Annotated in this window: 7 protein-coding genes; 2 read left to right on the top strand and 5 right to left on the bottom strand. The window is 67.0% G+C overall.

Annotation, left to right across the window (positions count from 1 at the left end; all coding sequences use genetic code 11):
• Nucleotides 1-8: 8 nt before the first annotated feature.
• A complete protein-coding gene (locus tag AB0B25_RS24875) occupies nt 9-470 on the bottom strand; it encodes a hypothetical protein (RefSeq protein WP_357183891.1) in 462 nt (153 codons plus the stop codon).
• Between the two features lie 483 nt (nt 471-953).
• Here AB0B25_RS24875 and AB0B25_RS24870 point away from each other — a divergent pair, with 483 nt between their 5' ends.
• A complete protein-coding gene (locus AB0B25_RS24870) occupies nt 954-3,572 on the top strand; it encodes a hypothetical protein (protein ID WP_357183888.1) in 2,619 nt (872 codons plus the stop codon).
• Between the two features lie 119 nt (nt 3,573-3,691).
• On the opposite strand, the gene AB0B25_RS24865 is transcribed toward AB0B25_RS24870, so the two are convergent.
• The 3 genes from AB0B25_RS24865 to hsaA are packed head-to-tail and all read right to left on the bottom strand — an operon-like array spanning nt 3,692 to nt 10,945.
• On the bottom strand, nt 3,692-8,608 hold the full coding sequence (locus AB0B25_RS24865) for a beta-ketoacyl synthase N-terminal-like domain-containing protein (protein ID WP_357183885.1): 4,917 nt from the start codon (nt 8,606-8,608) through the stop codon (nt 3,692-3,694).
• A 21-nt stretch (nt 8,609-8,629) separates the two neighbouring features.
• A complete protein-coding gene (locus AB0B25_RS24860) occupies nt 8,630-9,763 on the bottom strand; it encodes a 3-oxoacyl-[acyl-carrier-protein] synthase III C-terminal domain-containing protein (protein ID WP_357183882.1) in 1,134 nt (377 codons plus the stop codon).
• Nucleotides 9,764-9,808: 45 nt separating this feature from the next.
• Nucleotides 9,809-10,945 (bottom strand): 3-hydroxy-9,10-secoandrosta-1,3,5(10)-triene-9,17-dione monooxygenase oxygenase subunit, encoded by a 1,137-nt coding sequence (gene hsaA / locus AB0B25_RS24855; protein WP_357183879.1) that lies wholly within the window; start codon nt 10,943-10,945, stop codon nt 9,809-9,811.
• A gap of 129 nt (nt 10,946-11,074) precedes the next feature.
• Between hsaA and AB0B25_RS24850 the strand changes: the two genes are divergently transcribed.
• Nucleotides 11,075-11,935 (top strand): hypothetical protein, encoded by an 861-nt coding sequence (locus AB0B25_RS24850; RefSeq protein ID WP_357183876.1) that lies wholly within the window; start codon nt 11,075-11,077, stop codon nt 11,933-11,935.
• A gap of 136 nt (nt 11,936-12,071) precedes the next feature.
• Here the strand turns inward: AB0B25_RS24850 and AB0B25_RS24845 are convergent, their stop codons facing one another.
• Nucleotides 12,072-13,655 (bottom strand): hypothetical protein, encoded by a 1,584-nt coding sequence (locus AB0B25_RS24845; RefSeq protein ID WP_357183874.1) that lies wholly within the window; start codon nt 13,653-13,655, stop codon nt 12,072-12,074.
• Nucleotides 13,656-14,015 lie beyond the last annotated feature (360 nt).

Genomic DNA, 14,015 nt, shown 5'->3' with positions numbered 1-14,015 from the left:
CACCATCATCACCAAGACGAATCAGTCACCCCGGACTGCGACACACTACGGCCGGACTGTTCAGTATCAACGAAAACCATCGCCTCCGACTCGGCCAAGCCGTTGGACGCGCGCGGGTTGAGCACCGGGTTCGCAACACAATCCGGCGCTCCGGCATAGAAGTTCGGCATATCGGCGCCATCGTTGTAGGTGGCGTTCAGGTTCGGCGACTCCCATACGCCACCGGATAGCACTGCCCGCCCGCCAGGCAGCGGGTACAGCGTCGACGCGCCGCGGCGCGAGCTTCCGACCCATCCCGTCGACGGCAATACCGTTGGTCCCCAATCGAATCCGGCCACGACCAACGCGGCGGAGATAACCACGCAGCGCACCCACATCTCCGGAAAGTCGCGCTCGCTCTCCGCCAATTCCGGCCACATCCGCTCCGCGCCCACCGACGCCTCGGCGTTGCCCTTGACTTGATCGCTCACATCGTGATCCTGCCCGGATGCCTGATCAATTCGCCAGAGAGGTAATTGTTTTCAGTCGCGGCCGCCGCGGCGTTCTCCCACGCCACCGCCAGACCTGGGTCGCCGGTCAGGAACCCGTCCAAGGGCCCCGAGTTCGCGTGAGATCTCCTGGAGACGCTGCGCCGCCTTCGCTCTCGCGGCGACAACCGGGTGGTCGGCCATGCCGGCCCTCCTCGTCGGTACCTGTCGTAGCAATTGATCCATTTTTGCATGGACCAGAACACGATGTTTCCCACTACAGGCGTGAGTGGGGAATGCTCCGGAGTGGGGGGCGCCGCAGGCGGGGCCCGAGGCATTGGTCGACGACACCGACAACCTCGGGAAGGGCACCGCCACCGTTGGAATCCGACGCCGGTACACCGGGTCGGCATCAACACCGCCGACTGTGAGCCGGCGCCGAGAAACGTACCTTCCGGACCTGAGTGCGGACTATCCTTGTCTTTCGTGGTGGCGCGTCGCGACCTGGCCGGTCGCCCGCTGCAGGTGACGAGCGACTTCGTCGGTCGCGAAGGTGAGCTGGATGAAGTCGTCGCACTGCTGGGGCGTTCGACTCGGTTGATCACCCTGATCGGTACGGGCGGTATCGGGAAGACCCGACTGGCCGCGCATGCTGTGGCCCGTTACCAAGCGGCAAGGAATGTGTCGGTGCACTGGGTACGGCTGGCGCGTCTGGCCACCGGCTCGGACGCCGACACGGTGGCATCAGAGATCGCCCAGTCAGTGCTGGAACTGGATTTCTCCGGGCGGTCGGTCTGGGATGCGCTTGTCGACACCTTCACCGAGAAAGACGCGGTGGGGCGCTACCGGCAATCGGTATTGGTGATGGACAACTGTGAGCATGTCCTGGTCGGCGCCGGTGACGTGATAACCCGGTTGCTGGAGGCAGTGCCGGGGTTGAGCATTCTGGCCACCAGCAGGGAACTGATCGGGTGGGTCGACGAGCATGTGATCGAGGTGCCGCCATTGTCGCGGCAGCAAGCCTTGACGCTGTTCCGGCAACGATCCGAGCTCACCGGCCACCAGGTGACCGGCGCGGATCAGATCGCCACCGCCGGCCTGATCTGCCGCCACATGCACGACCATCCGCTGTATATCCGACTGGCCGCGGCGCGGCTGGCGCATCAGCCGTTGGCGGCGATCCTCGGCGAACTCAGCGGTGACGACACCGCCGATAAACGGATGCGGTGGTCGCACGGGCCCAAGGTGGGAGCCGACCCTCGACATCGCGGCGTCAGCGATGTGATCGCCTGGTCCTACGACCTGTGCACCGACAAGGAGCGCCTGCTGTTCGAGCGCATGTCGGTGTTCTCCGCGGGATACGACCCCGAGCCCGAAGACGCCCACAGCTGTGCTGTGCGCACTGTCGGGGCGGAACTGGATGCGATCGAAAGCGTGTGCGCCGACGATCGGCAACCTGGAGACGACGATCGGCCCTCCTTACCTTCCGGTGCCGTGACCGCGCGTCTGGCCAGAGACGAGATCGAGGTTCTACTCAGTCGGCTCGTCGATCGGTCGCTGGTCACAGCGCACTTCACGCCGACCACGGTCCGGTACTCGCTCTTGGAGAGCCTTCGGATATTCGCCCGGCAGAAACTCGAGCAGCACTCGACCGGCCGGGCCGACGAAGCGGCACGGCTGGCCGAACGACATCGCCACTACTACCGCGACAAAGTCGCGGACGCCGCGGCCAACTGGTTCGGTCCCGCGGAACAAGAGTTGCTGCACTGGGCCCTCACGGCGTGGGACAACATCCTGACCGCCATCGACACCAGCATCCGAACTCCTGGTGAAGCAGCAGTCGGCTTGGAGATCTGTGCCGGGTTGCTCGCGCTACGATTGCCCTTCTTCAGAGGCCCGTTCCGCGAGACGCGGCGGTGGACCGAACGCTCCTTACAGGCCACCCGGATGGTGGACCCGAGACCCACCGAACTCCAGATCAGGGCGATGGCGTTGATCGTCTGGCTCGCCGTGTGCCAGGGCGAGCACGAGGATGCCGAAAGGATACTGGAGGACTGCGTCGCCGCCTGCCTACCGGACATCGACCGCAGAACCGACTGGCGACAGACCGCGGATACCGATATCGGCTTGCCCGCGGTCGTCGAACTCGCGTGGGGTACCGATTTGCTGCTGGCCCGCCGGGATGTCCGAGCGGTCGATGTGCTCAGCCGAGCCAGGGACAAGTGGCTTCGGGTCGACAACCGCGGCGCGGCCGCCACGGCCGACATGTGGGCAGCGCTGGCAGCAGCTGCACTCGGAAGCACGCGACAAGCCCATCAGGTCACCCGACGCCACCTCGACGAAGCGAGTGCATCGGGTGCATTGTGGTTGAAGTCCTGGGCGCAACTGGCGTGGGCGCTCACCTTGACCAGACACGGTAATCCCACGGACGCACTGGATTTCGAACGGCAGGCGCTGGGGAACCAGCTGCCCGCGCGTGATCCGTGGGGCCTGTTCTGGGCGGTGCAGTTTCGGACCTGGTCCTTGGCACAGCGCATCATCGACGCGGAAGCCGCCGGCGCCCCGGACCACGACATGGTCACCGCATCGGCCACCGAAATCGCCCTGCTCGCCGGAGGAACCGCGACACAACAGGCCAAACTCGGCATTCACCTCGAAGTGCTGGGGCCCTTTGCCGATGAGGCCGCTCGAGCCCTCGCCGTCGCCCGCCGAATACTCGGCCCCAAGACATTCGAAGACGCATACACCCGAGGATCCCGGTTGCGACCCGAACGCAACGAGGTGCAACAACTCGCGATGGGCACTTTACCCATGGACGCACTGACGGCGCCCCTCCAGGAGGACACCGCCGCGTCGTCCTACTGGACCGAGCTGACGACCGCCGAACAGGAGGTCGCGACGCTGGCGGCGGCCCGATGGACCAATGCCGCGATCGCGGCGCGCCGGGGAAACTCCGTCCGCACCATCGACGCGCAGATGGCCGCGATCCTGAAGAAACTGACCATCACCTCACGGGAGGACATCATCGGATTCGTCCCCAAGGATGTCATCGACGAGGTCCGAGCAGAAACCGTCTTTCGACCACACCGACAGCGGAACTCCTGACACGCGAACCGCGCTGACGGCTCGATGTCAGACCCCCGCACCGGTCCGGAGCCACCGATCGATGCCCGCTGTAGGCAACCGAGCGCAGACCTCGAAGCTCGAAAGGTCAGCCGGAGACCTCACCTCGGCGGCCCGGTCTCGGCGGCCCTCGACTCGGCGCGCAGTTCGCCGAGCAGCCGCTCGGCGAGCGCGGCGGGAGTTTCGGCGTCGAAGACGGTGATGGGCGGCAACTGCAGGCCGGTGACCTTGTTGAGCGTGTCGTGCAGCTCGACCGCGGTCAGTGAGTCGAACCCGAGGTCGAGGAATGTATGGTCCACCGCTATCGCGTGTGGATCGTGGTATCCGAGCAGACCGGCGGCACGCACGCGGATCAGGTCCTCGACGAGCCGCACTTGTTCGGCCGGACCGAGGCCGGTGAACTGGGTGCGAAACGAATTCGACGCCGCGAGATCGGCGGACTCGACCCGCTGTCCGACGTCGTCGGCCGACTGTTGTGCGGCGTGGTGTCGCTCGAGATCGGGTGCAGAGTAATCGGTGGTGCTCGACGGTATCGTCCGGCTGAGCCAGTACCGACCGCGTTGGAATGGATAGGTCGGCAGATCGATGTGCCGCACTCGGGAGGCGTCGAAGAATCTCGCCCATTCGACCGGCAGCCCCCGCACGTACCCGCGGGCCAGTGCGGTCGCGAACTGATCGATGCCGCCGTGCCGCCGCCGCACGGTTCCGATCGCCAGGCCCGCGTCCGCTACCGTCGCGCCGACCGCGGTGGTCAACACCGGATGGGGCCCGACCTCGATGAAGTAGCTGAAACCCGCCGCAGCCAACGTCTCGATCGTCGCCGCGAACTGCACGGGCTGACGCAGGTTGTCATACCAATAGCCGCTGTCGGCTTCGGGACCGTCCAGTTGTCGCCCGGTAACCGTGGAGTACCAGGGGATGTGCGCGGGCTGCTGGCGTAGCTCGGACAGGTCCGCGACCAGGCGATCGCGGATGGGCTCGACGTGCGCCGAGTGCGACGCGAAGCTGATCTTCACGATATGGGCGGGCACGCCGGCGTCGCGATACTCCGCCATCAGCGTGGCAATGGCGTCGTCGTCGCCGGCCAGGACCGTGGTCGACGGGCTGTTGCAGGCGGCGATACTCACACCGGAATGTCCGGAGATTCGTGCGGAGACCTCCGCGGCGGGAGATTCGACCGACAGCATCCGACCGCTGAGATCGGCGCACAGCGCGCCGCGGCGCACGATGACACGGGCGGCGTCGCGCAAGGAGAGGACTCCCGCGATATGCGCGGCGGCGACCTCGCCGAAGGAGTGGCCGATGACCGCATCGGGGATTACACCGTGCCACTGCCACATCCGGGCCAGCGAGACCGTCACCGCGAACAGCGCCGGCTGAACAATGTCGGTGCGGCGCAGCGCGGATTCGTCCGCGACCACCTCGAACAACGACCAGTCCACGAACTCGCTCAACGCCGTCGCGCACTCGGCCATCGCCGCGGCGAAGACCGGAGACGAGTCGAGCAGCTCGGCGGCCATGCCCGCCCACTGGGCGCCGTGCCCGGGAAACATGAATACCGTCCGGCCGCGAAGATCGGCGCGGCCGGTCACCGCGTAGCCGGACCGCTCCGCGGCCAGCGCCGCCAAGTCGGCACGGTCGGCGCCGAACACCACCGCCCGATGATCGAGCTTCGCACGTGAGGTTGCCAACGAGTAGCCGACGTCGGTCGGCTTAGCTCCGCCGTCGAGCAGGGACGCCAACCGGCCCGCCTGTGCCGCCAGAGCCGCGGGCGTAGCTCCCGAGAAGACCAGCGGCACAACGGGCGGCCGCACAGGTGAAACGGCTGTGTCGTTGTCGGAGTCGGCGATGTTGTCGGAGTCGGCGATCTCGTCTTCCGCTGGAGCCTGTTCGAGGATGACGTGTGCGTTCGTGCCGCTGATCCCGAAAGCGGAAATGCCCGCACGTCGCGGTCGTCGGCTCGACGGCCACGGCGTCGCGTCGGTGGCCAAGCGCACCGCCCCCGCCGCCCAGTTCACGTGCGGGGAAGGCTCGTCCACATGCAATGTCGGGGGCACCACCCCGTGCTGTATGGCCAGCAGCATCTTGATCGTCCCGAGGATGCCGGCGGCCGCCTGGGTGTGCCCGATATTCGATTTCACCGAGCCGAGCAGCAGCGCATGGTCGCGATCGCGTCCGTAGGTCGCCAGAATGGCGTTCGCCTCGATCGGGTCACCGAGCGTGGTCCCGGTCCCGTGTGCCTCCACTACGTCCACGTCGGACGAGTCGAGTCCGGCATCGACCAGCGCCCGCCGGATCAGCCGCTGTTGCGCCACACCGTTCGGCGCGGTCAGCCCGTTCGACGTGCCGTCGGAGTTCACGGCCGAACCACGCACGACGCCGAGGACACGACGACCCGCCCGACGCGCATCGGACAAGCGTTCCAGCACAAGGACACCCACGCCTTCACCCCAGCCGGTCCCGTCGGCGGCGGCCGCGAACGGCTTGCACCTCCCGTCGGCGGCGAGACCGTTCTGCCGGTCGAACTCGAGGAAAGTGGTCGGTGTCGACAGGATCGTCGCGCCGCCGACCACCGCCATCGAACACTCCCCGTAGCGCAGTGCTCGGACCGCGAGATGCAGCGCCACCAGCGACGACGAACATGCCGTGTCCACGGTGAGAGCGGGGCCGTGCAGCCCCAGCGCATACGAGATCCGGCCGGACGCCACCCCGCCGGCATTGCCGGTCATGGCCCCGATGTCGGTGCTCTTGGCGGCTTCGTAGCTGCGCGGCACGTAATCGGAGGCCATGATGCCGACGAAGACCCCGGTGTCGCTGTCGCGCAGCGAGGTCGGGTCGATCCGGGCGTGCTCGAGCGCCTCCCACGTGGTTTCCAACAGGAGCCGCTGTTGCGGGTCCATGGTGACGGCTTCGCGCGGCGAGATCCCGAAGAACGCGGGATCGAACCAGGCAGCGTCGAGGAAGCTGCCGCGTCGCGCGTACGTGGCATCCGGATCGACATCCCACCCGCGATCGGTCGGAAAATCGTCGATCGTCTCGCGACCGGCCGCCAACAGATCCCAGAATTCGCCAGCAGACCCGATGCCGCCCGGCAACCGGCAGCCCACGCCCACGATGACCACCGGGTCTTCGTCGGCCGGTCGTGGCCGGACCGGTGTCGGATCGGGCAGGTTCTGGGTTGGGCTGCCGACGATCAGATCGCTGAGGTGGCGGGCGATCGAATTCGGGGTCGGCAGGTCATAGGCGATGGTGGTGGGCAGATCGAAGCCGGTCGCCTCGGCCAACGCGGCCCGCAATCGAACGGCGGTCAGCGAAGTCAGGCCGTAGTCGGTGAACACCTGGTCCGGCCCGATCGGCTCGGAAGCATCCAGGACGGCGCGAGCCTGTTCGCGCACCAACTCCAGCACGTGCGCCAGCCGCTGTGCCGCCGGCACCGCGCGCAACCGTTGCGCCGCCGCCGACCGCGGCCAGGAGCCGACCTGGTCGAGCATCGCGACGAGTCTGCTGCGCGCGATCTTTCCGGTCGGGGTGCACGGCATCTGCTCGAGCACGATCAGCTCGATCGGAATCTTGTGCTCCGCCACCCCTTTGGCGGCCAAGTGTGCGGTGATCTGGTCCAGGGTGACCACGGCGCCGGCACGCACCGTGACAACCAGACACGGATACTCGCCGAGGCGATCGTCCGGGCGACCGACGAGCGCGATGCGATCCACACCCGGCATGTCGTCGAGGAGGGTCTCGACCTCCGGCGCGCTGAATTTCACCCCACCGACGTTGATCAGCTCTGCGTCACGGCCGCGGAAGGCGATCGCTCCATCGTCGCGCACGCACGCCCGGTCGCCAGTTCGCAACCACCCGTCCGCGGTCAGCGCGGCCGCGGTGAACTCCGGGTCCTCGAAGTATCCGGAGCAGCGAAAAGGGCTGCGGAACTGCAGCTCGCCGGTCTCGCCGGCGCCGCACAGGCGACCGTCCTCGGCGACTACGCGCGCCTCGCCGCCGGAAATCGGGCGCCCGACACTGTCGGTCGCCGCTTCCGGCGGATCGTCCGGCCGGGTGAACAGGCCAGCGCCCAACTCGGACATACCCCATTGAACGATCACCTCGGCCCCGAGTAGACGGCGGGCGTCCGCGACGAGCGTGGCGGGCACCGCCGCGCCGCTGGCCCGGATCTCCCGCAATCGGATGCCGGCGTCCGCGGCGGAATCGAGTCGAGACACCACGTCGCGAATCTGGGCGGGCACCGCGAACAGCACCGTCGCCTCGCCGAGGCGCGCCAGCCGGAGGAACTCCGCCACATCCCAACCGCCCAGCAATGTCTGGCGGCCCCGGGTCACCACGCTGACGTGCACCGACAGCAGGCCGAACAGGTGCGTGAACAGACTGCCGCTGAGAATCGTGTCGCTGCTGCGCGAACCGGCATCGGCGGCAACCGTGACCGCGTTCGACATCAGGCTGCCATGGGTGTGCACACAGATCTTCGGGCGCATCGACGTCGTGCCGGACGACGGGACGAGGACGAACGGGTCGTCCGGTGCTACCGCGACCGGCAGCGGGTCCGCCCCGGCCCACCGCCGTATCAGGTCGTCGACCAGCGACACAGTGCCCACCGCGTCGTCCACATGGCCGACGACGAGCATCTGTTCCAGGGCGGAGAATTCCGCCCGAAGTTCCGGCATGAGCTCGGTGCGGCGTTGCGCCGTGACGACCATCGTGGTGGCCCGGGTCCGAGCCAACAGCGAGCGCACCTCATGCGCGCCCAGACCCATGTGCAGCGGCAGCGACACCGCGCCCGCGGCCGCGACGGCGACGTGGACAGTCAGGAACTCCCAGCAGTTGGGCAGGTGAACCGCGACGACATCACCCTTCCCGATGCCCAGATCCTGTAGCCCGCGAGTCAGGGCGTCCGCCTCCGCTCGCCATTGCCCCCACGTCCGGTAACCGCCGTCGGTGAACACCGCCGGTTCCGTGGCGCCGGCTTCGGCGGCGGCGCGGAACAGCGCGGGAAATGTGTGACGCATAGGTAGTCCCGATCTGATCTGCTACGGAGTCCATCCGCCTTCGGGGACGGTCATCGTGAACACGCCGCAGCCGAAACTCAGCCCGAACGCCACCAGCAGGCCCTGCCCGGCCGGACGCCGTACCGGCTCCGCCAACATCAGCGGAACCGAGCAACCGAGCGTGTTGCCGTAGTCGCGCAGCACTCGATACGACGAGACGACTTTCTCATGACCGGGGTCGAGGCCGAATTCCTGACACAACGCGTTCAGAATGCGCACACTGCCGGTGTGCACGAGCAGAACCGAAGCGTCGGCAGGCGCGGCCAGGTGGCAGGAGTCGTCCTTCAGGGCCATCTGCATGGTCTCTCTGGCATAGAAAGCCCCGCGTGGCGTGACGAGCGGACTCAGGGTGTAAGCCCGACGTCCCTGCACCACCGGAATATCCGAGCCGCCGTCGGGCACGGTACCGAGTTCGGCGTCTTCCGGAAGATCGTTCGTCAGGTTCGCCACCGGACCGAACGTCGGTCCATCGCCGTCGGCTCCCAGAACCATCGCCACGGCCGCATCGGCGAACAGGAAGCCGTGCAACACATCCACAGACTGCTGGCGCTGGTCCGGGGGGACCTCCAGGAAATGCCGATAGAAGCCGGGTAGCGGTGGGGACAGCGGCGTGGTCGCTTCCGCGAAGCAAACCAGGACCCGTTTACCCGGGTTGCACGTCAGATACCAGCGTGCCGTATCGATGGCCTTCGCCATCGCCGAACAACCCATGTATTCGATGCTCAGGTTCTGCGCGGTTCTGGGCAGTTCGGGCATGCGCGCGAACATGTCGCACACCAAGCTCGGCACCAGCCGTCCCGGGCTGCTCGATACGCCGAGCACCAGACCTATCGACTCCACCGAGACATCGGCCTTGGCGAGGGATTTGCGGGCTGCTCTGACCGCGAGATCGACCACGGTGATATCGACCTCCGGTTCGGCGCCCTGAAAGAGCACTTCCGGATAGTTGGCAAGAATCGAGTACCGCGTTTCGACACCGAGGCTGCCCAACATCTCCTCGAGCCGGTCGGACAGATGTCCCTGGCCCGCGTCGAGCAGCTCCTCGGTCGAATACGCGGAACGGGGGAGTTCGGCGGCGACCCCGAGCAGATGGGGGTCCACCACGGTGGCGGTCATGCTGTACTACCTCTATCCATCGAGCGCGCCCAGTGTGTCGTTCGTTCAGAGAATCCGGTCTTCCACGGCGATGCCGAGTTCCCCGCGTCCGAAGTTCGCCAACGCCCGCTCAGCCGCGTTGGCCAGGTGCAGGCTGCCCGTATGCGCATCGCGCCAATGCCGTTCCAGCACATCGGGAGTACGCGCCGCCCGGCCACCGGAGATCCGAAACAGCAGCTCGACCGCTTCGACAGCACGCTCGGTCGCGCGGACCTGATCGCGCCGGGCACGCAAGCGCACGTCCAGCGGTATGTCCTCACCCGCTTCGGCGTAGCGAAGTTCCTCGGACAGATTGTGGTCCATTTGCAGAATCGCGGCATCGATCTCCGAGCCGGCACGGGCCAGCTGTACCGGAGTGGACGGGTCGACAGCACGGTCACGCATGCGTTCCACGAACGCCCCATAGGCGCCCTGTGCCGCCCCGATCACGGGTGCGGCGACGCCGCCCGGCAAGATGCTGGTGAACGGAAGCCGATACAGCGCAGGGGTTTCGACCTGCGCACCCGCGAGTCCGCCATTGTGGCGTTCCGCATCGTGGATCCGGTGGGCCGGGACGAATGCCTTGTCGATCACGAGGTCGTGACTGCCCGTTCCGGCCAGACCCACCGCGTGCCATACGTCGTCGATCCGAAAATCGCCGCGTGGCACCAATAACGTCAAATGGTCACCCGGCGCGCCGTCGACACCCGGCGCCAACGCACCCACCATCACCCAGCCGGCGTGGTCACAACCGGAGGAGAACCCCCAGCGACCGGACAGTTCGAACCCACCGTCCACCGGTCTCAGCTCGCCGGACGGCACATAGGACGTCGCTATCACGGCATCCGGGTCGGCGCTCCAGACATCGCGCTGGGCTTCGGGCTGGAACAAGGCCAGTTGCCACGCATGCGTACCGAAGACCGAGGCGACCCACCCGGTCGACGGACATGCTGCCGCGATGGCCCGAACAACCTCGAAGAACTCCACCGGTGACGACTCGTCGCCGCCGAACCGGCGGGGCTGCAACATCCGGAAGACGCCCGCTTCGGTCAGTTCGCGAATCGTCTGCTCCGGCACGCTCCGCTGCCGCTCGGCCTGCTCGGCCCGCTGCCGGATTCCCGGGACGAGATCCCGCACCTTGTCGAGCGTCTTGCGATGGGTCATAACCGTCCTGCATGGTGTCTGAATCGGGGCATACGGCGGGCAGTATGGAAGGTCGAACGAATCCTTACACGGCTGCTGTCGGTGTGCTCGCCGAGCCTCCTTCCCACAGCTGGCCAGTACCCTCCTGTTGTGCATGTCGAATTGGCCTGGCAGATTTCTTCGCACCAGATATCCCACGTCGCGGTCGCGCGGGAATTGCTGCGTCGTGATGAGGGCTCACGTGTGATTGAACTACCAGGTATCGACGGTGTCGAAGGCTCCGTTGTCGCTGACGGCTGCGACCCGACCGACAGCGCCCGACTGAGTCGGCTGGCCGAATACATCACCGGGAATTCATCGCATGTCGTTCTCTCGGCGCTGTTGTCCTCGGACCACACCGAGGCCGCGCGCGATCCCCTCTGGGATCGGTGTGTTTTCGATCACTGTGCGGTGATGCTGTTTCCGGCGGACGCCCCGGCGCTACGCACACACCTTGCCGCGGCGGGCTTCCGGCTGGGCGCCACGGTGCCGAGCGTCGTGGTCCAGCAACGGGTCTGCGCCCGCTACGGACTCGATCCCGACGCCTATCGAATTCACATCGCGCAGGCATACCGACATTCGGACGACTTCGGGCGCGAGCAGCGCCTCGAAATCTTCTTTCCGGTCGTCCCGTCCGTGGTCGGCGGATCAGCCGCGTTCCCCAGACAGGCACAGCTGGCCCGCGACGACGAACGACGCCACAATCGAGAGACCCATTTCGCCTTCGCCCTCAGCGATTTCGATCTGAGCACCTATCTGGCCATGCGGCGCCATCTCGCGGAGTCCGCCCATATGGTCCCGGACGGCGGTGGTTTCAATCCGCACGATCGTAGCCACGGCCCGGGCTGCTCGACCTTCTATTTCACCGGTCCCGGCACCGTGGCCGGGCAGCCGTGGCCCCGGCGACTGGAGCTGATCTGCGGCGGAGAGCAAAAAACCGCACTCACCGCTCATCTCGGTCAAGACAGCTGAGGGCATTTCGGGCTGTTGTGCGCCTTGCGGGCACGCGGCGCGACCGTTCGCGCTGATTCACCAGAAACGACGGCGCCCGGCTGCACCCGGGACAGCCCGGGGGCAGACGGGCACCATCGTCGAAGAACGGGACTCGCTAGGACTCACGTCCCGCGGCCGACGCGGACCGCTGCCTGCTGGTGCGGGCGCGACGGCGCTCGGCCTGCAGTTCGGCAAGCTCCTGCTCGAGGATGTCGGCTACCCGGAACGAACCGGTGTCGTAGGGGTCCGACTGCTGGGCAGCCGACGACTCTGCGGAGCCGGGCTTGGAGGTGTCCTTGCCGTTCTTGGCGTCGACGGGCGCGGTGTCGCTCTTGGCATCGGCGCCCTGGCGGGTCGTCGCGACGGCGGCGCTGATCTCCGGCAGCGCAACAGTCGGCGCTTCGGAATCGGACACCGTGGTGCGCGGCTTTGCCGGAGGCTTCTGCCGGACGACCACCTTGGCCGGGGCGGGCTGTTCGGTCTGCACCCGCGTCGCCGGGCGGTCATCAGCCTTCGTTTTCCGCGCGACGGGCGCCGCGGCCTTCTTGCCGTTGGTCGAGGGGGTGGACTCGACCTGTGCGGCCACCGGCCTGTCGGTGTTCTGGACCGTGACCGGCATGGCGGGCCGAATCTCGAAGTCGTCGAGCGCCTCGATGGTTTCGGGCAGCACCGGCTTGCGCGGTGCTGCGGCCGGAGCAGGCTCCTGCTCGGCCTTGGCCATGGCCACGGGGACGGGACGCTCGTCGGGATGCACCGGCGCACCGTTGGTGTCAGCCAGCCCCTCCTCGACGTCGGCCCGAGCGATCACGTCCAGCGGCGTCACCTGGCTCGACGGCGCGGAATATTCTTCGATGTCGGGTTGCTCGTGCGCCGCCGTCATTTCCGCGGGAGTCCGGTACCGGGGCAGCGTGAGCCGTATCTGCTCGGCGGGATCGGGCAGATCGCGGACCTGATCGGTCGCCCTGGCGATGGCGAGGCCGTAGCGCGCGCTGGCGGCGTCGTGAATGAGTAGCGCGACACCGATCATCACCGGGGCAATGGCATGCACCGCGGCGTCGTACCACGCGCCTTCGCGCAGATAGGGGTAGGTGTTGAGGCTGACCGTCAGTGTCAGCAGCGCGATTTCGGCGCTGGCCACCTGGCGGCGGTTGTCGATAACGCCCCACTCGGCGACCTTGTTGGTGCCGATCATGATGATGATCAAGCAGACGCTGATCATGCCTTCGAGCAGATAACTGAACCAGTACAGCGGATCGGACGCGCCGCCGGGAGCGATGTTGTGCTGGACATTGACCGCCGACCACAGCATGCCCGCCGCGACGACACCGGCCAACGCGCGCAGCGACCACGATCGATGCCGGTACAGCGACGCGAGTTTCGCGTGCGGGCTGGATTCGCGTCGCTGCGCGGCAATCGCCTTGCGGGCGAGCAACAGATCTCGCATGTCGGCCTTCTCGATCGCTTCGGTGGTCTGCCTGGCCCGGTCGGACGCCGCGGCGGCGGCCTGCGCTTCTTTCCAGCGCTGTCCGCGCTCCTGCGTGCGAATCCGTTCGGCGAGTTCACGTTCGGCATACAGTTCGTCCTCCGACAGCGCCTCGGTGAGCGCGGGATCGAACTGGTAGGCGAGCCGTCCGCGGGCCTTCTCGACCCGCCTCGCCAGCTGTGTGACCTCGTCCTCGATGGGATGTTCGATGACCATCAGCGCTCCCCGCATAGGAGATTCGATGGCGGACAAGTGATCACGAATGGCAACGGCACATCCCATTCATAGTCGATGCACCGCTGCCAGCGAAACTATTCATTTACCGAGCGCGGAAACAATTCGGCGTGCCGTGGACGACACACCTGGCGCGAGGCGATTGCACAGACGTGCGATCGACGCCTGATCAGGCAGACGAGACGGTCTGATCGCAACGCGCGCCGGAGCATATATCGCTCTATGCTCGAGTGGCGCCTCGCCGGCACGGCGACGCGTGCGCTCTCGTAGCGCGTTCGGATACGCCGGTGTCGCCGAGATCCGCCCCTCGGCGGCACCGGGAGATTCCGGCCTTCGCTATCG

The sequence above is a fragment of the Nocardia sp. NPDC049190 genome (genome assembly GCF_040648115.1).
In the GTDB taxonomy this organism is placed as follows: Bacteria; Actinomycetota; Actinomycetes; order Mycobacteriales; family Mycobacteriaceae; genus Nocardia.
This window is presented reverse-complemented; position numbering and strand designations above follow the sequence as displayed.

Excerpts from the sequence above, each read along its gene's own strand:
- hsaA (WP_357183879.1), bottom strand. The coding sequence starts at position 10,945 with ATGACCCATCGCAAGACGCTCGACAAGGTGCGGGATCTCGTCCCGGGA.
- AB0B25_RS24860 (WP_357183882.1), bottom strand. The coding sequence starts at position 9,763 with ATGACCGCCACCGTGGTGGACCCCCATCTGCTCGGGGTCGCCGCCGAA.
- AB0B25_RS24845 (WP_357183874.1), bottom strand. The coding sequence starts at position 13,655 with ATGGTCATCGAACATCCCATCGAGGACGAGGTCACACAGCTGGCGAGG.
- AB0B25_RS24865 (WP_357183885.1), bottom strand. The coding sequence starts at position 8,608 with ATGCGTCACACATTTCCCGCGCTGTTCCGCGCCGCCGCCGAAGCCGGC.